The sequence below is a fragment of the Streptomyces sp. ISL-12 genome, from assembly GCF_018614415.1.
GTDB lineage: Bacteria > Actinomycetota > Actinomycetes > Streptomycetales > Streptomycetaceae > Streptomyces.
In genome coordinates this window covers 39,626-61,184 of record NZ_JAGGOO010000048.1, presented here as the reverse complement: position 1 = coordinate 61,184, position 21,559 = coordinate 39,626, and the positions used below count along the sequence as shown (strand labels likewise).

The 21,559-nt window shown below is 72.2% G+C and carries 22 protein-coding genes; 5 read left to right on the top strand and 17 right to left on the bottom strand.

The features are described 5' to 3' along the window. Positions 1-262: 262 nt before the first annotated feature. Together J7I94_RS14340 and J7I94_RS14335 are read right to left on the bottom strand one after the other, a co-directional pair. A complete protein-coding gene (locus J7I94_RS14340) occupies positions 263-499 on the bottom strand; it encodes a hypothetical protein (protein ID WP_215167450.1) in 237 nt (78 codons plus the stop codon). Then, positions 496-819, bottom strand: a complete 324-nt coding sequence (locus J7I94_RS14335) for a recombinase family protein (protein WP_215167449.1) — start codon at positions 817-819, stop codon at positions 496-498. The genes J7I94_RS14340 and J7I94_RS14335 overlap by 4 nt, the downstream gene beginning before the upstream one ends. Positions 820-1,047: 228 nt before the next feature. Between J7I94_RS14335 and J7I94_RS14330 the strand changes: the two genes are divergently transcribed. The 3 genes from J7I94_RS14330 to J7I94_RS14320 are packed head-to-tail and all read left to right on the top strand — an operon-like array spanning position 1,048 to position 3,454. Then, positions 1,048-2,214, top strand: coding sequence for a helix-turn-helix domain-containing protein (locus J7I94_RS14330; RefSeq protein ID WP_215167448.1), 1,167 nt, complete (start codon positions 1,048-1,050; stop codon positions 2,212-2,214). Between the two features lie 18 nt (positions 2,215-2,232). Further along, positions 2,233-2,955, top strand: a complete 723-nt coding sequence (locus tag J7I94_RS14325) for a 5-formyltetrahydrofolate cyclo-ligase (protein ID WP_215167447.1) — start codon at positions 2,233-2,235, stop codon at positions 2,953-2,955. 31 nt (positions 2,956-2,986) lie between these two features. Next, positions 2,987-3,454 (top strand): hypothetical protein, encoded by a 468-nt coding sequence (locus tag J7I94_RS14320; protein WP_215167446.1) that lies wholly within the window; start codon positions 2,987-2,989, stop codon positions 3,452-3,454. Between the two features lie 6 nt (positions 3,455-3,460). Here J7I94_RS14320 and J7I94_RS14315 read toward each other — a convergent pair whose 3' ends face one another. The 5 genes from J7I94_RS14315 to J7I94_RS14295 all read right to left on the bottom strand — a co-directional run bounded on the left by J7I94_RS14315 (position 3,461) and on the right by J7I94_RS14295 (position 9,315). Beyond that, the gene (locus tag J7I94_RS14315) at positions 3,461-4,483 is read right to left on the bottom strand and encodes a hypothetical protein (protein WP_215167445.1); all 1,023 of its coding nucleotides are present in this window, start codon (positions 4,481-4,483) and stop codon (positions 3,461-3,463) included. 698 nt (positions 4,484-5,181) lie between these two features. Continuing rightward, on the bottom strand, positions 5,182-6,549 hold the full coding sequence (locus J7I94_RS14310) for an RNA polymerase sigma factor (RefSeq protein ID WP_215167444.1): 1,368 nt from the start codon (positions 6,547-6,549) through the stop codon (positions 5,182-5,184). 56 nt (positions 6,550-6,605) lie between these two features. After that, positions 6,606-6,962 carry a YciI family protein gene (locus J7I94_RS14305; RefSeq protein ID WP_215167443.1) on the bottom strand — a complete coding sequence of 119 codons (357 nt, stop codon included), beginning with the start codon at positions 6,960-6,962 and terminating at the stop codon, positions 6,606-6,608. A gap of 105 nt (positions 6,963-7,067) precedes the next feature. After that, entirely contained in the window at positions 7,068-8,078 is a 1,011-nt protein-coding gene (locus J7I94_RS14300) for an LCP family protein (protein ID WP_215167442.1), read from the bottom strand. 184 nt (positions 8,079-8,262) lie between these two features. Then, positions 8,263-9,315 (bottom strand): LacI family DNA-binding transcriptional regulator, encoded by a 1,053-nt coding sequence (locus J7I94_RS14295; RefSeq protein WP_215167441.1) that lies wholly within the window; start codon positions 9,313-9,315, stop codon positions 8,263-8,265. Positions 9,316-9,461: 146 nt separating this feature from the next. Between J7I94_RS14295 and J7I94_RS14290 the strand changes: the two genes are divergently transcribed. Next, positions 9,462-11,777, top strand: coding sequence for a glycoside hydrolase family 3 N-terminal domain-containing protein (locus tag J7I94_RS14290; RefSeq protein ID WP_215167440.1), 2,316 nt, complete (start codon positions 9,462-9,464; stop codon positions 11,775-11,777). Between the two features lie 224 nt (positions 11,778-12,001). Here J7I94_RS14290 and J7I94_RS14285 read toward each other — a convergent pair whose 3' ends face one another. The 4 genes from J7I94_RS14285 to tsaB are packed head-to-tail and all read right to left on the bottom strand — an operon-like array spanning position 12,002 to position 14,529. Further along, the gene (locus J7I94_RS14285; protein WP_215167439.1) at positions 12,002-12,259 is read right to left on the bottom strand and encodes a hypothetical protein; all 258 of its coding nucleotides are present in this window, start codon (positions 12,257-12,259) and stop codon (positions 12,002-12,004) included. Further along, the gene (gene tsaD, locus J7I94_RS14280) at positions 12,256-13,353 is read right to left on the bottom strand and encodes a tRNA (adenosine(37)-N6)-threonylcarbamoyltransferase complex transferase subunit TsaD (protein WP_215167438.1); all 1,098 of its coding nucleotides are present in this window, start codon (positions 13,351-13,353) and stop codon (positions 12,256-12,258) included. The genes J7I94_RS14285 and tsaD overlap by 4 nt, the downstream gene beginning before the upstream one ends. After that, a complete protein-coding gene (gene rimI, locus J7I94_RS14275) occupies positions 13,346-13,840 on the bottom strand; it encodes a ribosomal protein S18-alanine N-acetyltransferase (RefSeq protein WP_215167486.1) in 495 nt (164 codons plus the stop codon). The genes tsaD and rimI overlap by 8 nt, the downstream gene beginning before the upstream one ends. Before the next feature lie 35 nt (positions 13,841-13,875). Then, a complete protein-coding gene (gene tsaB, locus J7I94_RS14270; protein ID WP_215167437.1) occupies positions 13,876-14,529 on the bottom strand; it encodes a tRNA (adenosine(37)-N6)-threonylcarbamoyltransferase complex dimerization subunit type 1 TsaB in 654 nt (217 codons plus the stop codon). Positions 14,530-14,672: 143 nt separating this feature from the next. On the opposite strand from tsaB, the gene J7I94_RS14265 reads away from it, so the two are divergent. Next, the gene (locus J7I94_RS14265; protein ID WP_215167436.1) at positions 14,673-15,254 is read left to right on the top strand and encodes a hypothetical protein; all 582 of its coding nucleotides are present in this window, start codon (positions 14,673-14,675) and stop codon (positions 15,252-15,254) included. Between the two features lie 21 nt (positions 15,255-15,275). Here J7I94_RS14265 and J7I94_RS14260 read toward each other — a convergent pair whose 3' ends face one another. From J7I94_RS14260 to J7I94_RS14235, 6 genes are all read right to left on the bottom strand, one after another. Beyond that, positions 15,276-15,425 (bottom strand): hypothetical protein, encoded by a 150-nt coding sequence (locus J7I94_RS14260; protein WP_215167435.1) that lies wholly within the window; start codon positions 15,423-15,425, stop codon positions 15,276-15,278. Between the two features lie 155 nt (positions 15,426-15,580). Next, positions 15,581-16,114, bottom strand: a complete 534-nt coding sequence (tsaE, locus tag J7I94_RS14255; protein WP_215167434.1) for a tRNA (adenosine(37)-N6)-threonylcarbamoyltransferase complex ATPase subunit type 1 TsaE — start codon at positions 16,112-16,114, stop codon at positions 15,581-15,583. Then, positions 16,071-17,333, bottom strand: coding sequence for an alpha/beta fold hydrolase (locus tag J7I94_RS14250; RefSeq protein WP_215167433.1), 1,263 nt, complete (start codon positions 17,331-17,333; stop codon positions 16,071-16,073). Before J7I94_RS14250 ends, tsaE begins: the two co-directional genes overlap by 44 nt. Before the next feature lie 95 nt (positions 17,334-17,428). After that, positions 17,429-18,598, bottom strand: a complete 1,170-nt coding sequence (alr, locus tag J7I94_RS14245; RefSeq protein WP_215167432.1) for an alanine racemase — start codon at positions 18,596-18,598, stop codon at positions 17,429-17,431. A 123-nt stretch (positions 18,599-18,721) separates the two neighbouring features. Next, positions 18,722-20,245, bottom strand: a complete 1,524-nt coding sequence (locus tag J7I94_RS14240) for an NAD(P)H-hydrate dehydratase (RefSeq protein ID WP_215167431.1) — start codon at positions 20,243-20,245, stop codon at positions 18,722-18,724. 69 nt (positions 20,246-20,314) lie between these two features. Then, complete coding sequence (locus J7I94_RS14235; RefSeq protein ID WP_215167430.1) at positions 20,315-21,439, bottom strand: hypothetical protein; 1,125 nt, start codon at positions 21,437-21,439, stop codon at positions 20,315-20,317. Positions 21,440-21,559 lie beyond the last annotated feature (120 nt).

Genomic DNA, 21,559 nt, shown 5'->3' with positions numbered 1-21,559 from the left:
GGTCAGGCGACCGGCCGGAGCGAGGGGTCAGCGGGTCACTGCGACGACGAGGACGCTCAAGAGCGAGGCGCCCGTCACCATGGCGGTGATGACCTGCGCGCGGTACTGGGTCACAGCGGGCCCTGCCGCACGACGCGCGCAGTGACCCTGGGTTGCTGATGTGCGGGTTCCGATCACTTCCGAGGACGCAGCTCGTGGACTTCGGCTCTCCCTCCCCGCTCCAAACGGTCCAGAAGGTGCTCAAGAAGCAGTTCGTGCCGCGTCAAGTGGAGAAGGACGGCACGATGACGTGGTGGGCGTTCACCTGACGGAGCTCCTGCCTCAGCGCCTCCCAGGAGGCGAAGCAGCCGGTGATGTCCTCGTAAAAAAGGCCGGCGAGGTCGAAGCCCTGGTCGTCGGCGTAGCGCCTGAGTTCGGCTTCAAGCCTCCAAGAGGTGTCGTCATCGGCGTCGGGGGCCACGTACAGGTAGGCGTAGGCCACGGGGCGTACGTTGTTCATGGCCGCCGTCCCTGCACAACCCAGACGCGGGCGCCGGTCTCCTGCTCGATGTGTTGACGCATCGCGTTCTGGAGGCCGGGCAGCCGCGCGAAGTGCCAGAGCGAGGGCACGAGGATGTCCTTGACCTCGTGGCGCTTCAACGCCTCGAGCATGACGTGGAACACCGGCTCGGACCGCCGGATGCATTCGGTGAAAACCCGGTCGAGCGCAAAGCCTTCGCGTGCGGCGTACTCGACCAACTCGCGCTTGACGCACTCGGTCTCGTCATCGGTCTCGTCGCTGCTGACGAGGCGCATGTACCCGTAAATCGCGGGGCGCATGGGACTCCTCCTGGGCTCCTGGGGAAGCCGGTTCCGGCTGGGCGGCCCGTAGGCCCCGGCCACCGGGGGATCGGCGTAGTAGCCAGAAAAGTCCCTTGGTCTGCCAAAACCCAGAGCATGAGTGGGGCAGGAAAGAGGCAAGAATGTGGCAGGACCGCCGTCGACCTGCGTAAACGGCCGTGGCCTGGCTATGGTGGCGAGGCCCCCCGAATCCGGAAGGGAAGAGCGATGGCGGCAAAACGCGTTCGCTTTGCCAAGCGTCGCAAAGCAGCGGGACTCAGCCAAGAAAAGCTCGCCGAACACCTCGGCGTTGAACGATCGACGGTCGTGCGCTGGGAGCGGGCCGAAACGGAACCTCAGCCCTGGGTACGGCCGAAGCTCGCAGCCGTGCTCGAGGTATCAGCTGACGAACTGCAGTCTCTGCTCGATGACGTGACAATCACACAGTCCGCGTCGAGCGAGCGTATGAACTACATGCTGGAACATCCCTCGTCGGCCGATCTGGTGGCCGTGGCGTACCTGCACGAACGCGTCTGCCAGCTCGACGAGCGCTACGACAAGGTGCCGTCGACGGCCCTTCTCGGCCCCGCCGGCCAGGTACACGGCCAAGTGAAGTTCCTTCGGGAGAACGCTGCCAAACCGCGAGTCCGCCGGGCGCTCTTGCAGGTCGAAGCCGAGTCGGCCACGTTCCTGGGACAACTCACGTGGGACGTGAGCCAGCGGCGCGACCACGTGGCACCGGTCAGATATCTCGACGAAGCCGTTCATGCCGCCCGCCAGGTCCGTGACGTCCGCGCCGAGGCGTACGCGACGCTGCGCAAGAGCTACGTCGCCCTCTACGGCGGGAAGGACCCAATAGAGGGGGTGGCGTTCGCCGCGGCAGCGGCCGAAGTCGCCGAAAACACCAGTCCGTCGCTCACGGGCCTCGCCCTGCTGCACGTCGCCGAGGGACATGCCATGTCCGGGGAGCTCAAGGCATGCGAGGAAGCACTGAAGCAGGCCGAGGCACAGTTCGACCGGGTCGACGGGGCCGACGTCGCCGCGGAGTACTACACGATCAACGAGTTCAACCGGCTTGCTGGTTCGTGCTACCTGTTTCTCGGACTGCCGGCGCGGGCCGAGCCGGTGCTGCGCACGACAGCCGGAGGGCTGGGGGCGAAGCAGAAGAGCCAAGCAATCGCACTCGGTAACCTCACGCTCTCGCTGATCCGTCAGCACAAGCTCGACGAAGCAGCTGTCTCGCTGCACCAGACGATCGACACGGTTGAGCTGACACGAGGGGGCGGCGGTCTTAACCTGGCATTCGCCGCTGGTCGAGAGCTTCGGGAGTGGCGGCACGAACCGTGGGTGCAGGACATCAATGACCGCCTCCTGGCTCTCATGGCAGCGATCTGACGGGACCGGTAGGGGCACGTGAGCAACATCGACCAGGCCAAGGAAGCCGTCCGCGACCAGGTGTGGCGCCTGCTCGAGCATGAAGGTGCGGTGCCCGAGGGCTCGTACGGCAAGATCCCCGGCTTCCACGGCGGGGAGGCGACGGCCGAGCGCCTGGCTGAGCTGGATGTGTGGAAGCAGGCCCGGACGGTCAAGGCAAACCCCGACTGGGCACAGTTGCCGGTCCGCACGCGCGCGCTCAAGGACGGCAAGCTCCTCTATATGGCCGTTCCAAGGATGGCGAGCCTCCAGCCGTTCTTCCTGCTCGACCCGGAGACGCTGGAGGTATCGGCTGAACAGGCGGCAGAGAAGAAGGGGGCTGCGCTGGTCGCCCGCCGCGTGGGGGTCGAGGACATGCGGCCCGTCGACGTCGTGATCTGCGGCAGCGTGGCCGTCAATCGTTCCGGCGCGCGCATCGGCAAGGGGGCCGGATACTCCGACCTGGAGGTGGCGCTCCTCATCGAGGCGCGCCTCGTGACGGACGAGACGGTCATCGTCGCGCCCGTCCACCCCCTTCAGGTCATCGACAAGGAAATCCCCGAGACCGAGCACGACTTCAGCGTGGACCTCATCGTGACGCCGGACGAGGTGATCGAGTGCCCCAACCGGCGCCGGCCTCGCGGGCTCGTCTGGAACGACCTCACGGCGGAGAAGATCGAGGCAATCCCCGCTCTCGCGGCGAGGGCTCAACGGGGCGAGTAGCGCGTGGACGCAGAAAGGGCGCTGGCCTGGAATGCCAGCCCAAGTAGCCCAGGGAGCGTCCCGATCACGAGCGAAGAGACCGAGGCGTACAACGCCCTCAAGGAAAAAGATCGGAAAAGACCCGGGCCGCGCTCTCGATACGTACGAGCAGGGTTGCAGTGATGCTCTTGACGGCGAGCCCGCTACTGCGTCGATGTGGGAGCGCGCGGCCATCGTTACCGTGTATCCCTACGCCGAGGGATACAGCTTCGCCACGTACAGGCTGCCCGTTCTTCAGGGCGTAGCCGAAGAGGAAGACATCGAAAATTTGGTAGAAGAAACCACCTCCGTCTGCCAGGTGAAGGCCCTCATTGCCCTCGACCAACTTCCCTTGGAGGAGCCCGAAGGCCTCGCCCCCTCCGAGTGGGAGAGCGCGAAGGGGATCGAGGACAGGCATCGAGAATTCATCGCAGGCTTCGAGGACGCCACTCATGGCAGGGTCAAGCACGCAGCCAGTTAGACAGTTCTATTCCTCGCTACCCTGCGACGGATGCTCTTCTTGGTGCAGCACCTCCTCCATGAAGGCACGAATCGTGGTCTCGTACGGCTTGTACGAGAACGCACCGCCGGGCGGTCGAAGCGAGATCAAGTCATGTGCCACGACGAGGAGCGAAAGCAACAGTCGGTTCACATCTGCGGATGAAACGTCGGAGTGCAGGCCCTTATTACTCAGCCCGTCCAGCTTGTCGATCCGCTTGCCCAAGTCCTCGACGTTCGCGATGAGCAGTTCACGCGTGGTGTCAGAGGTGACATTTTCCGCGACGTATGCCCACAGACGGTTCCGATACTCAGCCTGGCCGACCTTTCGCCCACCGACCTTTTCTTCACGCGGAGGGTAAAGGCAGTCTGCAAGCTTTTCCGTAAATCGCCGACAGGACACCGACACATGCGCCAACTCTTCGGCCGTCTCATGCCCCTCGAACGCCTTGATAGCCGCATGCAACCGTTGAGTGAGATTCGGGTCCAGGTCTGAGCAGCGCATCAGGGTTTCACCCAGTGCGGATGAGAACTGCCCATGGAGCAGTTCGTCCGCCTCGCCGAGCCTGCGAAAGTGCTGCATGTTGTCATACGGGTCAAAGATGGTCTCCCGCGCTCCGGAGTCCTCCCAATGAACGGAGGAGAACAAGGCGGAAGCTTCCCACTCCCGGAATTCCGCGTGATCTCGAGTATCCTCGACTTCCAACTCATACCCTCTATGAAACAAATAGAGGGAGTCTTCGAAGATCCGGAACCGGCTCGGGATGCTCTTCAGAAACACTGCCCAGTGCTCCGGAATCTCCGGACGCACTTGCACCGCCCCCAGATACCATTCGACGCTTTTTAGCCGGATATGCATAGCACGAGCGTCCGACGGAGTCAGGGATTCCACGACCATGCCCGCGACATCACATGACGCGATGTGCTTAGCAAGGTCCGGCCCAAGGAAGGTGCTCCAGACTGCCCAGTGCTCGCCGAGAACGCCGTTTGCGGCGGATTCGGCGCTGCCCACTTCTTGAGCAAGCTGCCACAGTGGGAGAGTACCCGTAGAAAAGCGGGCATGACGCCTATGCCGTGGAACGGATTCCATGAACGCTCGCACCAGAGATTCCCTCATGGTGAGCCATCCCCGGGTCCCGGCCTTCGGTGAGCTCCAATCTTCGTCGATCAGAAAGCAAACTCTCATTCGTCCCCCACCAACCGTTCTCGCTGTGTGCCCCGGCCTGCCCATAACCGACCGTGCTTCTTTCCTGCCCGACACCACGTAGCGCGGCGGCGCTGCCAGCCGGACGACTTCACTGTCGCCATGTCCGCATACGACCAACACGCTCAGCAGACCAGCGGAGTGACCCCATGCCCGAGCTGCCACCGTAGCGCTGTACCCGGACGCACTCCGTGCCTTTTGCGGTACGGCCCGCGTCTCCTGAACCAGGGTCATTGTGTGAAGGCGATCTGTCCCATCCGAAGCCGAAGCCGAAGCCGAAGCCGCACGCTCGGCCTACCGCGCATGGGGCTGGGTCCGCGTCGGGACATCGCACCCATGGGAAGACGCCCCGCTCTACGACTGCCTGGTCCGGCCTCTGTCATGGGTCCCGGTCCGCTGCGGCTGTCGGAGGCACGCCCCAGCGTTGCGGTATGCCCTTCTCGTCCCGGCCGCCGGGCCGTGCGGCTGCCCTGCCCTCGACGACGTCAACGACGCGATCCGGCGCCTCATGGCTCAGTCCGTGACCCGCGAGCGGGCCGCCCGGTATCACGAACTGCTGTGGCGCGGCGGCACTCCCGTGCCCGCCGGGTGAGCAGCTCGCGCTCCCGGGCGTTGCCGGTCAGGGACGCCGCTCGTGCGAACTCGGCGCGGGCCTCGGCCGTACGGCCCAGGCGGTGGAGGAGGTCGCCGCGGACGCTGGGGAGCAAGTGGTAGGTACGCAGGACCGGTTCGGCGGCGAGGGCGTCGACGATCTCCAGGGCGGGGGCCGGGCCCTCGGCCATCGAGACGGCGACCGCGCGGTTCAGCTCCACGACCGGGGAGGGCGCGCGGGCGGCGAGCAGGGCGTAGAGGGCGGCGATGCGCGGCCAGTCGGTCTCCTCGTAGGTGTACGCCTGGGCGTGGCAGGCGGCGATCGCGGCCTGGAGGACGTACGGGCCCGGGGCGGCGGCGTCGGCCCGGGCGAGGGCGGTGAGGCCGCGGGTGATGAGCAGGCGGTTCCAGCGGCCGCGGTTCTGGTCCTTGAGGAGGACCGGGGCGCCGTCGGGGCCGGTGCGGGCGGCGGTGCGGGAGGACTGGAACTCCAGCAGGGCGGTGAGGCCGTGCACCTCCGGTTCCTTGGGCATCAGGGCGGAGAGCACGCGGGCGAGGCGCAGGGCGTCCTCGCAGAGGGCGGGGCGGAGCCAGTCGTCGCCCGCGGTGGCCGCGTACCCCTCGTTGAAGATCAGGTAGATGACGTCGAGGACGGAGCCGAGGCGGGCCTCGCGGTCGGGGCCGTACGGCACTTCGAAGGCGACGTTCCGGGTGGCCAGGGTGCGCTTGGCGCGGACGATGCGCTGGGCGACCGTCGGCTCGGGGACCAGGAACGCGCGGGCGATCTCGGCGGTGGTGAGGCCGCCGAGCAGACGCAGGGTGAGGGCGGTGCGGGCCTCGGCGGAGAGCACCGGGTGGCAGGTGGTGAAGACCAGGCGGAGCAGGTCGTCGTCGATGTCCTCCGGGTCGGCGGGTTCCTCGGGCGGGGCCGTGTCGTCGAGGGTCCGGCCGATCTCGGCGAGCTTGCGGGCGTAGTTCTCCCGGCGGCGGACCAGGTCGACGGCGCGGCGGCGGGCGGTGGCCATGAGCCAGGCGCCCGGGTTGTCGGGGATGCCGTCCCGGGGCCACTGCTCCAGGGCGGCGACCAGGGCGTCCTGGGTGAGTTCCTCGGCGATGCCGAGGTCGCGGACGACGCGGGCGACGCCGGCGACGACCCGCGGGGACTCCAGGCGGAAGACGGTCTCCAGGGCGGTCCGGGCGGTCCGGGCAGTGAGGGTGTCCTGGGCGGTGCGGGCGGTCCGGGCGGCCCCGGCGGCGGTGGGCTGTGGTTCCACAGGCCCCATGCAACACCGTGGGCCGCCCCGGACCAACCGCGGGCCCGTCAGCCGTGCCAGCCGTGTCAGCCTCCGAGAATCTCCCGCACCTCGCAGGTGATCGTCCAGTACTCCTCGTGGGTCTTCAGGAAGCGCTTGACCCACTCGACCGCCTCGGCCTGGTCCTTGGCCTGGAGCATCGCGTACCCGCCGATGACCTCCTTGGTCTCGGTGAACGGGCCGTCGGTGACGGAGAGCTGCCCGCCCGTGTAGTGGACACGGGCGCCCTGGGCGGTGGGGGCGAGGCCGCCGTCGTCGAGGTGGACGCCGGCCTTCGTCATCTCCTCCATCAGCTTCCCCATGCGTTCCATCAGTTCGGGGCTGGGGCCCCCGGCGGGGACGTCGGTCTCGTCGATGCGGATCAGCGACAGGAAGCGGGGCATGGTGACTCCTCGGGATCGGCGGCCGGGTTCCCGTCCCGGCCTCTCACCCGTACGTCGATCGGGAGGCGACCGGATCGACACGGTCGGGGGGATTTTTTCGAGGGGTCAGCGCAGCGACTCCCACAGCGCGCTCGCGTCCGGCTCGTCGGCGACCACCCGGTTGGCGTCGGACGGGGCCTGCACCACCGGCATCGTCACCGTCTTCACCTCGTCCTCCGCGAGGCCCCCGAGGCTCTGCCCCAGGCTCATCAGCTCGCCCAGGGAGTCCAGGCCGGTGTCGGTGGTGAGGCTGCCGGTGACGGCGTCGGCGACGTCGTAGAGCTGGGCGGGGTCGGTGAGCAGGTCGGTGTCGGAGATCTGCTTCAGCAGCGCCTTGACCAGTTTCTGCTGGAGTTCGATGCGGGCGAGGTCGCTGCCGCCGGATATGCCGTACCGGGTGCGGGCCAGGCCCAGGGCCTGGGTGCCGTCGAGGTGGTGGGTGCCCGCGTCGAGCGTCAGGTGGCTCTTCTCGTCGTCTATGTCCTCGTCGGTGGTGACGGTGACCCCGCCGAGGGCGTCCACCAGCTTGGCGAAACCGGAGAAGTCGATCTCGATGTAGTGGTCCATGCGGACACCGGTGAGCGTCTCGACCGTCTTCACCGCGCACACCGGACCGCCCACCGCGTAGGCGGTGTTGAACATGACCTGGTACGCCTCCCGCGTCGACCCGCCGTCCGCCAGCGGGCAGGACGGGCGGGTGACGAGAGTGTCGCGCGGGATGCTGACCACGGTGGCGCCGGTCCGGCCGGCGTCGAGGTGGACGACCATGGCCGTGTCGGAGCGGGCGCCCTCGCTGTCGCCGCCGCCCAGTTCCTCGTTCTCCTCGCCGCTGCGCGAGTCCGAGCCCAGGACCAGGATGTTGAGGGCGCCGGTGGCCTGCGCGGACGCGGACGCCGACACGGACGGCTCCGGGGTGAGGCGGGCGGGGCGGTCGTCGCCGAGCGCGCTGTTGATGTCGACGCCGGTGATGTTGTCGTTGAGGTGCCAGTAGACCCAGCCGGCCGCCGCGACGCCCAGCAGCAGGAGCCCCGCCATCGTGAGGCCGGCGGCCTTCAGCCCTCTTGCCCGCCCGCCCATGTGTCCGCCCCTGTCGGCTCTGTCGCCCCTGCCCACGCCCCACGGTGCCGTCACCGGGTGCCCGCCCGGGAAGAACGTACGTCCGAATTGTTGCGGGCGGCGACACACGGGGGCCATTTCTGCGGAAATTCTCAGACTTCCAGGGGAGCCGAAAGTTTCGGGCCCGTGACCGACCGGCGCGGGGCTACGCCGTCGGCGGCGCCGCCGTACTGCTGCGCACCACCAGGCTGGTCGCCAGCTCCACCCGGGTCGCCGCCGCGGAGCCGCCCTCGCGGCCGAGGTCGAGCACCAGCCGGACGGCGGCCTCGGCCATCTCCGTCAGGGGCTGCCGTACGGTCGTCAGCGGCGGCCCCACCCAGCGGGCCACCGGCAGGTCGTCGAAGCCGACCACGCTCAGGTCCTCCGGGATGCGCAGCCCCAGTTCGCGGGCGGCCTCGTACAGGCCGAGCGCCTGGAGGTCGTTGCCGGCGAAGACCGCGGTGGGCCGGTCGGGGCGGCGCAGCAGTTCCAGGCCCTGGCGGTAGCCGGTCTCGTGGTGGAAGTCGCCGGTGCGGATCAGGGCGGGGTCGGCGGGCAGCCCGGCGGTGTCCAGCGCGGCCCGGTAGCCGTCGATCCGGGCGCGGCTGCACATCATCCGGGTGGGCCCGCTGATCGCGCCGATCCGGGTGTGGCCCAGCTCGACCAGGTGCCGGGTGGCGGCCAGCCCGCCCTGCCAGTTGGTGGCGCCGATGGAGGGCACGTCGGCGCCCGGGTCGCCGGCCGGGTCCATCACCACGAACGGGATGGAACGGCTGGTCAGCAGCGCGCGCTGGGACTCGTCGAGGCCGGACAGGACGAGGACGACGCCGTGCGGGCGGCGGGCGGCGACCTGGTCGGCCCAGGTCCGGCCCGGGGTGAGCCGGCCCGCGCTCTCCGACAGCACGACGCTGAGGCCGGTGTCGCGGGCGACGTTCTCCACGCCCCGGATGACCTCCATCGCCCAGGCGCTCTCCAGTTCGTGGAAGACCAGGTCGATCAGGGGCGAGCGGGTGGCCTCGGCGCGGCGGCGCCGGTAGCCGTGGGCGCGCAGCAGTTCCTCCACCCGGGCACGGGTGGCCGGGGCGACGTCGGCACGGCCGTTGAGGACCTTCGAAACAGTCGGCGCCGACACACCGGCCTCGCGGGCGATCTCGGCGAGGGTCGCGGTCTGTGAGGACCGCCCTCGCGTCCGGGTTTCAGCGGGCTGCGGGGATGTCATGGCGGCGATCGTATCCCTGCGGGACCTCTTGACGAAGAGCGCGTGGGGCCATAGGTTCCCGGAACATTCGCTTTTTACATCGAAACATTCGAACCCTTTCAGTCCATCGACCGTAAGAGCCTCGGAGTTCCCGGAACAGGAGTTCCATGACCACCGCGCCCTGGCGTGACCCCGCCCTGCCCGCCGCCGCCCGTGTCGACGACCTCCTGGCCCGGATGACCCTGGAGGAGAAGACCGCCCAGCTCTACGGCGTGTGGGTGGGCGCCTCCGCGGACGGTGCGGGCGTCGCCCCGCTCCAGCGCGAGATGACCGAGGAGTACGACTGGGAGGAGCTGATCACCCGGGGCCTCGGGCAGCTCACCCGCCCCTTCGGCACCGCCCCCGTCGATCCGGCCGCCGGCGCCCGGTCGCTGGCGAGCGCCCAGCGGCGCATCATGGCGGCCGGCCGCTTCGGCATCCCGGCGCTGGCCCACGAGGAGTGCCTGGCCGGCTTCACCGCCTGGCGGGCCACCGCCTACCCGGTGCCGCTGGCCTGGGGCGCGACCTTCGACCCGGACCTCGTCGAGGAGATGGCCGGGCGCATCGGCCGTGACCTGCGCTCGGTCGGCGTCCACCAGGGCCTCGCGCCGGTCCTGGACGTCGTACGCGATCCGCGCTGGGGCCGGGTGGAGGAGACCATCGGCGAGGACCCGTACCTGGTCGGCACGGTCGGCGCCGCCTATGTGCGGGGGCTGGAGTCGGCCGGGATCGTCGCCACGCTCAAGCACTTCGCCGGGTACGCCGCGTCCGCCGGGGCGCGCAACCTCGCGCCGGTGCGCGCTGGGGTGCGGGAGCTGGCGGACGTCACCCTGCCCCCGTTCGAGCTGGCCCTGCGCGAGGGCGGCGCCCGGTCGGTGATGGCGGCGTACACCGAGACCGACGGCGTGCCCGCCTCGGCCGACCCGGCGCTGCTGACCGGCCTGCTGCGCGAGGAGTGGGGGTTCACCGGCACGGTGGTCGCCGACTACTTCGGCGTCGGCTTCCTCCAGTCCCTGCACCGCGTCGCCGGGAGCCCCGCCGAGGCGGCGCACCTCGCCCTCGCGGCCGGCGTCGACGTGGAACTGCCGACGGTCAAGTGCTACGGCACCCCGCTGCTCGAAGCGGTCCGGGCGGGCGAGGTCCCCGAGGCGCTGATCGAGCAGTCGGCGCGGCGCGTCCTGCTCCAGAAGTGCGAACTGGGCCTGCTGGACGAGGACTGGACGCCCGCACCGCCCGCCGGCGACGGCCCCGTCGACCTGGACTCCCCCGCCAACCGGGCGCTCGCCCGCCGGCTGGCCGAGGAGTCGGTCGTCCTCCTCGACAACCCCGGCGGCCTGCTGCCGCTGGCCCCCGACACCCGGATCGCGGTGGTCGGCCCCCGGGCCGCCGACGCGCTGGCGATGCTCGGCTGCTACTCCTTCCCGTCCCACGTCCTGCCCAGCCACCCGGGCACCCCGGCCGGCATCGACATCCCGACCGTCCTGGACTCCCTGCGGTCCGAACTCCCGGACGCCAAGGTGACCTTCGCCGAGGGCTGCGACACCTCGGGACCGGACACCGACGGCATCGCGGAGGCGGTGGCGCGGGCCGCCGAGGCCGACGTGTGCGTGGCCGTACTGGGCGACCGGGCGGGCCTGTTCGGCCGGGGCACCTCGGGCGAGGGCTGCGACGCCGGCGACCTGCGGCTGCCGGGCGTGCAGGGCGAGCTGCTCGACGCGCTGGTGGCGACGGGCGTCCCGGTGGTCCTCGTGCTGCTCACCGGGCGGCCGTACGCGCTGGGCCGCTGGCACGGGCGGCTGGGCGCGGTGGTCCAGGCGTTCTTCCCCGGGGAGGAGGGCGGCCCGGCGGTGGCGGGCGTGCTGTCCGGGCGCGTCAACCCGTCGGGCCGCCTCCCGGTGAGCGTGCCGCGGCTGCCCGGCGGCCAGCCGTGGACCTACCTCCAGCCCCCGCTGGGCCTGGCCGGCGAGGTCAGCAACCTGGACCCGACGCCGCTGTACCCCTTCGGACACGGCCGCTCGTACACGGCGTTCGCGTGGGAGGACTTCACCGGCCCGCCCGCCGCGATCGGCACGGACGGCTCGTACGACGTGTCCGTGACCGTCCGCAACACCGGCGACCGGGCGGGCGCCGAGGTGGTGCAGCTCTACCTGCACGACCCGGTGGCCCGCGTGACCCGCCCCGACGTCCGCCTGATCGGCTACCGGCGTCTGGAACTGGCCCCGGGCGAGGCCCGGCGGGTGACGTTCCGGTTCCACGCGGACCTCTCCTCCTTCACCGACCGCTCCGGGCGGAGGGTGGTCGAGCCGGGCGCGCTGGACCTGCGCCTGGGAGCGTCCAGCGCGGACGTACGGCACACGGCCCGGCTCACCCTCACGGGACCGGCACGGAAGGTCGGCCCCGACCGGCGGCTGCGCTGCGAGACGGAGGTGTCGGCCGCGGAGTGAGCCCGGCACCGGAACCGCGCGGCGCCGGGGGGGCCGATGATCCGCCCGTCTGCGGCGTTGCCGTCGGCCGTCGGCGCTCCGCGGTGCCGCCCGGTGCGCGCGGTACCCGGCGCCGGACCGGACGGGCCGCGCCCTGGCCGCCGCCCGCTACGAACGCCGGCGCGGGGTCCGGCTGTGGAGGGGCCGCGAGGGCCGGGACCCGGCGGAGTACTCCTGCACGCCGGTCAGTCCTCCGCGACCGACTCGAACCGCCAGCGGTGCACCGCCCGGGTGACCAGGTCCTCGGCCGGCTCCGCAAGCTCCGGCAGGTCGGCGCCGTACTCCGCGTCCCACCAGGTGATGACGAGGACGCGGTCCTGCGGGGCGCGGAACGTCTCGCGGCGCAGCGGGGCGGCGGGCAGCTCCTGGGCGCGGGCCCAGGCGAGCAGGTCCTCGCCCCGGCCGGATACGGCCCGCGCCTCCCACATCACGGCGACGGTCATGAGTACAGGTTCTCCTTGCTGACCTCGTGCACGTGATCGTGACCGTGACCGTTCCCCGGGACGTGCGGGTCGGTGACCGGGAGGGACGAGTCCGCCGACAGGTCCCAGTCGGAGGCGGCCCGGTTCCGGGCGACCATCTCGGCGCCGAGCGCGGCCACCATCGCCCCGTTGTCCGTGCACAGCTTGGGGCGCGGCACGCGCAGCCGGATGCCGGCCGCCTCGCAGCGCTCCTGGGCCAGCGCCCGCAGCCGGGAGTTGGCGGCGACACCGCCGCCGATCATCAGGTGGTCGACGCCCTCGTCCTTGCAGACCCGCACCGCCTTGCGGGTCAGCACGTCGACGACCGCCTCCTGGAAGGAGGCCGCCACATCGCGCACCGGCACCTCCTCCCCCGCCGCCCGCTTCGCCTCGATCCAGCGGGCCACGGCCGTCTTCAGCCCCGAGAAGGAGAAGTCGTACGCCGGGTCGCGCGGCCCGGTCAGACCGCGCGGGAACGCGATCGCGGACGGGTCGCCCTCGCGGGCGTAACGGTCGATGACCGGGCCGCCGGGGAAACCGAGGTTCAGTACGCGGGCGATCTTGTCGAACGCCTCGCCGGCCGCGTCGTCGATGGTCGCGCCCATCGGCCGCACGTCGGAGGTGATGTCGGAGGAGAGCAGCAGCGAGGAGTGCCCGCCGGAGACCAGCAGGGCCATCGTCGGCTCGGGCAGCGGGCCGTGCTCCAGCTGGTCGACGCAGATGTGCGAGGCGAGGTGGTTGACGCCGTAGAGCGGCTTGCCCAGCGCGTAGGCGTACGCCTTCGCCGCCGAGACGCCGACCAGCAGCGCGCCGGCCAGGCCCGGCCCGGCGGTGACGGCGATGCCGTCGAGGTCGCGGGCGCTGACCCCGGCCTCCTTCAGCGCGCGCCGGATGGTGGGGACCATCGCCTCCAGGTGGGCGCGGCTCGCGACCTCCGGGACGACCCCGCCGAAGCGGGCGTGCTCGTCGACGCTGGAGGCGACGGCGTCGGCCAGCAGGGTGGTGCCGCGCACGACACCGACACCGGTCTCGTCGCAGGAGGTCTCGATCCCCAGTACCAGGGGTTCGTCAGCCATGGGTCTCGGTTCCTTGTACGGGATCGGGTACGGAGTTCGCCGGATCGGTGAGGCGCATCACCAGGGCGTCCACGTTGCCCGGCTGGTAGTAGCCGCGCCGGACGCCGATGGGCGCGAAGCCGAAGCGCTCGTAGAGTCGCTGCGCCCGGACGTTGTCGACGCGGCACTCCAGCATCACTTCGGCGCACTCGAAGGCGGTGGCCGCGCGGAGCAGTTCGGTCAGCAGCCGGGAGCCGAGGCCGGTGCCCCACTGGTCGCGGGCGACGGCGATGGTCTGGACGTCGGCCTGGTCGCTGGAGGAGGCGACCAGCCCCGCGTACCCGACGATCCGGCCGTCGTCGGGTTCCTCGGCGACCAGGTAGCGGCGGGTCGCCCCCGGGCCCCGGGCGTGTGCCAGTTCGGACCAGAACATGCCCCGGGACCAGGCGTCCTCGGGGAACAGCTCCCGTTCCAGGAGCAGCACCGGGTCGATGTCCCACCAGCGCATCTCGCGCAGTGCGGCGGTCGAGCTCACTGGGGCGGTCACTTGGGGGTGACCACCTTGTAGTTCTTGGGGACCTGGGCGTCGGGGCGGCGCAGGTAGAGCGGCCGGGGCGGGGGCAGTTCCTCGCCGGCCGCGAGCCGCTCGGCGGCCAGGCAGGCGAGCGCGGCGGCGGAGACGTGCTCGGGCTCGTGGGCCTGGGGGAAGGCGTCCGGGTACAGCAGCGCGCCCGCGCCGACCGCCGGGAGGCCCGCGACCTCGTCCGCGATGTCGGCGGGGCGGTCGACGGCCGGGTCGGTGAGCCGGGTGCGGGAGTCGGCGTAGCGGGCCCAGTAGACCTCTTTGCGGCGGGCGTCGGTCGCCACCACGAAGGGGCCCTCCAGGTCGGCGGCGTAGGCGAGGCCGTCCAGCGTGCACACTCCGTGCACGGGCACGCCGAGCGCGAGCCCGAAGGTGTCGGCGGTCATCAGGCCGACGCGCAGCCCCGTGTACGGCCCGGGGCCGGTGCCGGCGACGACGCCGGTGACCGCGTCGAGCCGTAGCCCGGTCCCGGCGAGCATCCGGTCGACGGCGGGCAGCAGCAGCTCACCGTGGCGGCGCGCGTCCACCTGGCCGGCGGAGGCGATGACGTCCGTGCCGTCGTGCAGCGCGACGGTGACGGCGGGGGTGGCGGTATCCAGAGCGAGCAAGAGCACACGGACAGCCTACGGCGGCCCGGACAGCCGTGTCGGCCGGGCCGGTCGGGAGGTCACCGACTGCTACCGTCGCTACGGAATCAGTGACGGCGCGGCCCGCAACGGCGCCCGCCGCGTCCCGCACGACGCCGAGGTGGTCGCCAGTGCCAAGCAGCAGCTCCGCGATGGTCACCGGGCTCACCGCGGCGGCCCTGGCCGCGATCGGTTTCCTCGCCCACCAGGCGTCGGTGACCGTCCCGGCCGAACTGGGCAGGCCGCGCGCGAGCGCCTCCCCCTCCCCCGGCGTCTCCGGAGTCCCCGGGGCTCCCGGGGCTTCCAAGGCACCCCGCGACAAACGGCACCCCGAGGCCCTGCCCACGGGGTCCGGAAAGGGTGAACGCGTGGTGTACTCGGTGGACGACGACCGGGTCTGGCTGGTCGGCGCGGGCGACCGGGTCCAGCGCACCTTCCGGGTCACGCCCAGCACGGTGGACCCGGCGCCGGGCACCTACACGGTCACCTCCCGCTCCAACCGGGTCACCGGCTCCGACGGCATCCCGGTCGAGCACGTCGTGCGCTTCGCCGGCGTCGACGGGGTGGTCATCGGGTTCAGCGCGGCGGTGGACGGCTCGACGGAGAAGCCCGCGCCGGGCGTGAAGACGGGCGGCATCCGGGAGACGCGCGCGGACGGCGACGCCATGTGGGACTTCGCGACGATCGGGCAGAAGGTCGTGGTCGTCCGCTGAGCGCCGCGCGGCGGCCCCGGCTCAGGCCGCGTCGCGGTGGTGCGGCGCGGGCTGCTGCCGGGGCTCGGGCTCGGGTGCGCGCGGCGGTGTGGAGAGGGTCCGGGCCGCGGCACAGGCGGCCAGCAGATCGCGCATGGGCACCTGGACCGGCTGGGTCTGCGAAGCCGACATGGTCGCCTCCTGAAGCTCGGGGGCGGGCGTGGTTAGGCATGCCTAACCACGTACTGGATACCATGTGACCACGGGCAGCACGCGGAACGCAATATGTTCCCGACGTATTGTCGGGAAGTGACGTGTTGTCGGGAAGCGCGGGAGGTCCGGCCGGCTCAGGCGGTCAGGACCGTCAGGTCGGCCGTCGTCCAGCGCGCGCCGATCCCGGTCAGGGTCACGTGCCGTACCTCGTCGGTGGTGTCGCCGGCGGCGCGGTGGATGACGAGCTGGAGCCGGTCGTCGGTCAGCTCCTCGACCTTGCCCTCGCCCCACTCCACGACGATCACGGAGTCCGGCAGCGAGACGTCCAGGTCGAGGTCCTCCATCTCGTCCAGGCCGCCGGACAGCCGGTAGGCGTCGACGTGGACCAGCGGCGGGCCGTCGCCGAGGGAGGGGTGGACGCGGGCGATGACGAACGTCGGCGAGGTGACGGCGCCGCGCACGCCGAGGCCCTCGCCGAGTCCCCGGGTCAGTGTGGTCTTGCCGGCGCCCAGCTCGCCGCTGAGCATCACGAGGTCGCCGGGGCGCAGCAGCTTGGCCAGGCGGCGGCCCAGCTCGCGCATCTGCTCGGGGGAGGTGACGGTGATCTCTGCGGCAGGGGTGGGCTCAGCCGGGCTGTCCGGGCCCTGCGGGGTTGCTGGTGCTTCCATAGCCACCCACGGTAGCCCCTGAGGGGACGGCACCGACGCGGACGAGCAGGTCGGCGAGGCGGTCGGTGACCACCTCCGGGTGCTCCAGCATCACCAGGTGCCCGGCGTCCGGTACGAGGACCAGTTCCGCGTCCGGCAGTTCGCCGGCGATGGCCTCGCTGTGCTCGCTGGGGGTCACCAGGTCCCGCACCCCGGCCAGCACCAGGACGGGTATGTCCTGGAAGCGGACGAGGGCCGCCGTCTTGTCGTGGTCGTCGAAGGCCGGGTAGTACTCGGCGACGACGTCGATCGGCGTGGACTCGATCATGCGCTCGGCGAACCGGGCGACGGCCGGGTCGACGTCCCGGGCCGCGAAGGAGTACCGCTTGATGATCCCGGCGAACAGGTCCGCGGTGGCCCGGCGTCCCTTCTCCACCAGTTCGGCCCGCTGCCCCAGCGCCTTCAGCACGCCCGGCAGTATCCGCCGCACGGCGTTCACGCCGGCCACGGGGAGTCCGAAGTTGACCTCGCCGAGCCGCCCCGACGAGGTGCCGACCAGCGCGACGCCGACGACGCGCTCGCGGATCAGCTCGGGGAACTCGTCGGCCAGGGCCATCACGGTCATCCCGCCCATCGAGTGCCCGACCAGCACGATCGGCCCCTCGGGGACGGTGGCGTCGATGACCGCCTTCAGGTCGCGGCCCAGGTCCTCGATGCTGACCGGCTCGCCGTCCCGGACCTGGGACACGCCCCGCCCGGACCGGCCGTGGCTGCGCTGGTCCCAGTAGACGGACCGGACGACGCCGCGCAGGGCGGCGCGCTGGAAGTGCCAGGAGTCCTGGCTGAGGCAGTAGCCGTGGCAGAAGACGACGGTCACGGGGGCGGGGGCCTTGCGGCCGAAGAGCCGGCGGCGGCGCGGCGCGGTCCCGTCCTCCGGTTCGACGTCGTCGATCTCGTAGTACAGCTCGGTGCCGTCGTCGGCGTACGCCTGGCCGGGTATGCCGCGCAGCGAGCCGTACGGACCCGTCGAGTCGAGGGCGAGGCGGGCCCGCCGGCGCATGCCGCGGCCGACGGTGAGCCGCTCTATCGCGACGCCGGCCGCCGCGCCCGCCGCGACCACGCCTATCGCGACGCCCGCTATGCCGGTCGCCCGGCGCCAGCCGCCGGCGGCGACCTCTATCGCGACCTCCGCGGCTGCCTCGGCGGCGGAGGCGACGGCCTCCCCGCTGCTCTCGCTCACGAACCGCTCCTCCTCGCCACCGGGTCACTCATGCGCGAAGCACTCGTGCTCGGATCACTCATGCACGAAGCACTCATGCTCGGATCACTCACGGGTCACTCATGCACATGGACGCGCGGCACCCGGGCCCCGATCCGGGTGACGATCTCGTACCCGATGGTGCCCGCGGCCTGCGCCCAGTCCTCGGCGGTGGGCTCGCCCCGGTCGCCCGGTCCGAACAGCACCGCCTCGGCACCGGCCGCGGGCCGGTCGCCGCCGAGGTCGACCACGAACTGGTCCATCGCGATCCGGCCCGCCACCGTACGCCACTTGCCGTCGACCAGGACCGGGCCGGTGGCGGAGGCGTGCCGCGGGATGCCGTCCGCGTAGCCGAGGGGGACGAGGCCGAGGGTGGTCTCGCCGGCGGTGGTGTAGTGGTGCCCGTAGCTGACGCCGTGGCCGCCGGGGACGTCCTTGACCAGGGCGAGGGAGGCGGACAGCGTCATCACCGGGCGCAGTCCGTGGTCGGCGGGGGTGCCCAGCTCGGGGCTGGGCGAGAGGCCGTAGAGCGCGATGCCGGTGCGTACGAGGTCGAAGTGGGCCTCGGGGAGGGTGAGGGTGGCCGGGGAGTTGGCGATGTGCCGTACGTCGGGGCGCACGCCCCGCTCCTCGGCGTACGCCGTCATCTCCCGGAAGACGGTGAGCTGGGCGGCGATGGAGGGGTGGCCGGGCTCGTCGGCGCAGGCGAAGTGGGACCAGAGTCCGGTGACGCGGAGCAGCCCCTCGTCCTCGGCGCGCAGGGCGGCGCCGACCAGCTCGTGCCAGTCCGGGCCCGGCTGGCAGCCGCTGCGGCCGAGCCCGGTGTCGGCCTTGAGCTGCACCCGCGCCGGACGCCCGGCGCGACGGGCGGCGTCCTCGACCTCGCGCAGGGCCCACATGCCGCTGACGGAGACGTCGAGGCCGGCCTCGACCGCCTCCTGCCAGGGCCCTCCGGGCGTCCAGAGCCAGCACATGATCCGCAGGTCGTCCGGCAGCCCCGCGTCGGCGCGCAGCGCGAGGGCCTCCTGCGGGGTGGCGGTACCGAGCCAGGTGGCGCCGGCCTCGACCGCCGCGCGGGCGCACGGGATCGCGCCGTGGCCGTAGGCGTCCGCCTTCACCACGGCCATCAGCTCCGCACCCGGCGCGAGCAGCGCGCGCAGGGTGCGCACGTTGCCCCGCAGCGCGTCCAGATCGATCTCGGCCCGGGCCCGCAGGGCGGCGCCCCGGCGGGCAGTTGTCTCACTCATCGTGGGGCCAGTGTCTCAGAGGGGTCGGACAGGGAGGCCGGGGATGTCTCCGGGCGGGCGCGCACCCCGCCGCCGGCACCGACGCCGGCACCGACGCCGCGCGCCCCGTGACCGGCCCGCGGGTCACCCCCGTACATCTTGCACATCCCTTACTTCCCTTACTTCCCTTACTTCCCGCGCATCCGTTACTTCCCTTACTTCCCGCACATCCCTTACATCCCGCCACGCCCGAGGAATCGCCGACGCCACGTCGTGCGCCCCCACCGGCGCCCCCCGAGCCGCGAGCCTCCCCGCCAGCCCGTGCAGATACGCCCCCGCGCTCCCCGCGTCCAGCGCCGACAGCCCCGCCGCCAGCAAGGACCCCGCCAGCCCGGACAGCACGTCCCCGCTGCCGGCCGTGGCCAGCCAGGGCGTCCCCGTCCCGTTGACCCGCACGGGCCCCTCGCCCGCCCCCGCGACCAAGGTCGTCGACCCCTTCAGCAGCACCGTCGCCCCGTACCGCCCCGCCAGTTCCCGCACCGCCGCCAGCCGCGCCCCCTCGACCTCCTCGCGGCTCACCCCGAGCAGCGCCGCCGCCTCCCCGGCGTGCGGCGTCATCAGCGTCGGCGCCGTCCGCGCCCGTACCGCCCCGGCGTCCGCCAGCCGCAGCCCGTCCGCGTCGATCAGCACCGGCACCTCCGCCGCGACCACCTCCGCCACGGTCCCGGCGTCGTCCCCGGCCCCCGGTCCGACCACCCACGCCTGCACCCGCCCCGCCCGCTTCGGTCCCTGGTCGGACACGAGCGTCTCCGGGAACCGGGCGATCACCGCGTCCCCGGCCGGACCGACGTACCGCACCGCACCCGCCCCGCCCCGCAGCGCGCCCGACACCGCGAGCACCGCCGCGCCCGGATAGCGGGCCGACCCGGCGGCGATGCCCACGACCCCCCGCCGGTACTTGTCGCTCTCGGCCCCCGGCACCGGCAGCAGCCGCGCCACGTCCGCGTGCTGCAACGCCTCCAGCACCGGCGTCTCGTCCCACTCCAGCCCGATGTCGACGAGCCGCACCGACCCGGCGTACTCCCGCGCCGGGTCGATCAGCAGCCCCGGCTTGTGCGTCCCGAACGTCACGGTCAGGTCGGCCCGCACGGCCGCCCCCCGCACCTGCCCCGTCTCCGCGTCCACCCCGCTCGGCAGGTCCACGGCGACCACGGCGGCCCGCGCCCGCTCCGCCGCCTCGGCGAGCGGCACCGCCTCCGGCCGCAGCCCGCCCTTGCCCCCGATCCCGACGATGCCGTCGACGACCAGGTCGGCCCGCTCGATCAGCCCCACCCCGGAATCCACGCCCGCCGCGCTCCCGCCCGCCCGGCGCAGCGCCGCGAGCCCCCCGGCGTGCGCCCGCTCGGGCGCGAGCAGGACGGCGGTCACGCCCGCGCCCCGCCGGGCCAGCCGCGCCCCGGCGTACAGCGCGTCGCCGCCGTTGTCGCCGCTGCCGACCAGCAGCACCACCCGGCTGCCGTACACCCGGCCCGGCACCCGGCCGAGCAGGTCGGCGCAGGCGGCGGCGAGCCCGGCCGCCGCGCATTGCATCAAGGCCCCCTCGGGCAGCCGCGCCATCGCCGCCCGCTCCGCCGTCCTGACCGTCTCCACGCCGTACGCAGTCCGCATGGGTCCGAGTGTGCCCCGCACCGCGCGGCGAAACGCGGGGACGCAACGGCGCAGGCGGGCCCCGGACGGTCAGTCCGTGTAGCGGGCGGTGCGGTAACCGCCGCGGGCGGTGCGTTCCCGCTCCGCGTCGCCCCAGGTGTGGGGCACGGCCAGTTTCCAGCGGTCCCGCAGTACCGCGTGTTCCTTGCGGTTCGTGGTCACGTACCACTGCCCCATGCGGCACCACGCCAGGGGCTCGTCGCTCTCGGTGGCGACCGCCCGCACCAGCTGCGCCGCCTGCCGGCCGACCGGTTCCTCCAGCGCCCGCGCCTCCAGGTACTGGTTCATCCGGTAGGTGGCCTGGTCGCCGTGCTGGAACATGGCGTAGTCGGAGCCGCTCGCCATGTGCAGCCCGCGCCGGCCCACGGCGGCGGTGCCGCCGCGCACCACCTGCTCCCGGGCGCCGCCCGCGATGCCGTCGTTGAGACGGCTGAGCAGCTTGGCCTTCTCGGGGGTGGCCTCGGCGATCTGGCCACCGGTCGTGCCGCCGGTCGCGGCGTACGCCTCGTGCAGGTCGTAGTCCCCGGTGTAGAGGTACTGCTTCCAGTTCGGGTCGGCCTTCAGGCGCCTCAGGTGCGGGCCGCCGCCGGGCGCCTTCATGTCGATCGGCACGTACTGCTCCCCCTTGGCGCCGGTCCGCACGATCCCGGCGTCGAGGACCGACTGCGGCGGGTGGTCGATCCGCACGCCGATCAGTCCCCGCTCGTTCCAGTGGCCGACGAAACCGTCCAGGTCATGGGTGGTCAGCCAGCTCAGTACGGCCACCGGGTCGCTCTCCGCCTGCCCGGTCCCCGTGCCGTAGGCCCGGCGGACGGAGGACGGCTTGATCGATTTCTCCAGAATGTCGTGCGGTTTGGCTTTGGCGCCTTCCGCGATACGCCGGATGGAATGCTCACCGGTCTCCCGGACGGCGATGGTGTACTTGTGTTTTCGGCACACCTCCGAAATGGGCGCCCAGTGCTCCGCCCACACGATGTTCCGGAGCGCCGCGCCCCGCCCGCGCGGGGTGACGGACCCGGCGGCTGCGTCGTAGGCGGCGGCCGCGGTGAGGTCCAGCACGTTGTGCCGGTCCACCCGGAGCCGTACGGTCCGGACGGTGGCACGGTTGCCCGCCCGGCGCTGCACTTCGGCCACCGCCCGCGGGTCGTCCGCCACCCGGCGGCCGTTCACGAGCGGCGTGGCGTCCGGCGACCGGAGGCGGGACAGGGGAACGCGGTGTGCGTCATCCTCTGCCCGTCCAGTCGCCTTGTACGTTCTGCGCCGAAAATCACCTGA

Bases quoted from the DNA above. Each gene is read 5' to 3' on its own strand.
- J7I94_RS14340 (WP_215167450.1), bottom strand. From the start codon at position 499: ATGAACAACGTACGCCCCGTGGCCTACGCCTACCTGTACGTGGCCCCC.
- J7I94_RS14335 (WP_215167449.1), bottom strand. From the start codon at position 819: ATGCGCCCCGCGATTTACGGGTACATGCGCCTCGTCAGCAGCGACGAG.
- J7I94_RS14330 (WP_215167448.1), top strand. From the start codon at position 1,048: ATGGCGGCAAAACGCGTTCGCTTTGCCAAGCGTCGCAAAGCAGCGGGA.
- J7I94_RS14320 (WP_215167446.1), top strand. From the start codon at position 2,987: ATGCCAGCCCAAGTAGCCCAGGGAGCGTCCCGATCACGAGCGAAGAGA.
- J7I94_RS14310 (WP_215167444.1), bottom strand. From the start codon at position 6,549: ATGGGGCCTGTGGAACCACAGCCCACCGCCGCCGGGGCCGCCCGGACC.
- J7I94_RS14305 (WP_215167443.1), bottom strand. From the start codon at position 6,962: ATGCCCCGCTTCCTGTCGCTGATCCGCATCGACGAGACCGACGTCCCC.
- J7I94_RS14300 (WP_215167442.1), bottom strand. From the start codon at position 8,078: ATGGGCGGGCGGGCAAGAGGGCTGAAGGCCGCCGGCCTCACGATGGCG.
- J7I94_RS14295 (WP_215167441.1), bottom strand. From the start codon at position 9,315: ATGACATCCCCGCAGCCCGCTGAAACCCGGACGCGAGGGCGGTCCTCA.
- J7I94_RS14290 (WP_215167440.1), top strand. From the start codon at position 9,462: ATGACCACCGCGCCCTGGCGTGACCCCGCCCTGCCCGCCGCCGCCCGT.
- J7I94_RS14285 (WP_215167439.1), bottom strand. From the start codon at position 12,259: ATGACCGTCGCCGTGATGTGGGAGGCGCGGGCCGTATCCGGCCGGGGC.
- tsaD (WP_215167438.1), bottom strand. From the start codon at position 13,353: ATGGCTGACGAACCCCTGGTACTGGGGATCGAGACCTCCTGCGACGAG.
- rimI (WP_215167486.1), bottom strand. From the start codon at position 13,840: ATGCGCTGGTGGGACATCGACCCGGTGCTGCTCCTGGAACGGGAGCTG.
- J7I94_RS14260 (WP_215167435.1), bottom strand. From the start codon at position 15,425: ATGTCGGCTTCGCAGACCCAGCCGGTCCAGGTGCCCATGCGCGATCTG.
- tsaE (WP_215167434.1), bottom strand. From the start codon at position 16,114: ATGGAAGCACCAGCAACCCCGCAGGGCCCGGACAGCCCGGCTGAGCCC.
- alr (WP_215167432.1), bottom strand. From the start codon at position 18,598: ATGAGTGAGACAACTGCCCGCCGGGGCGCCGCCCTGCGGGCCCGGGCC.
- J7I94_RS14240 (WP_215167431.1), bottom strand. From the start codon at position 20,245: ATGCGGACTGCGTACGGCGTGGAGACGGTCAGGACGGCGGAGCGGGCG.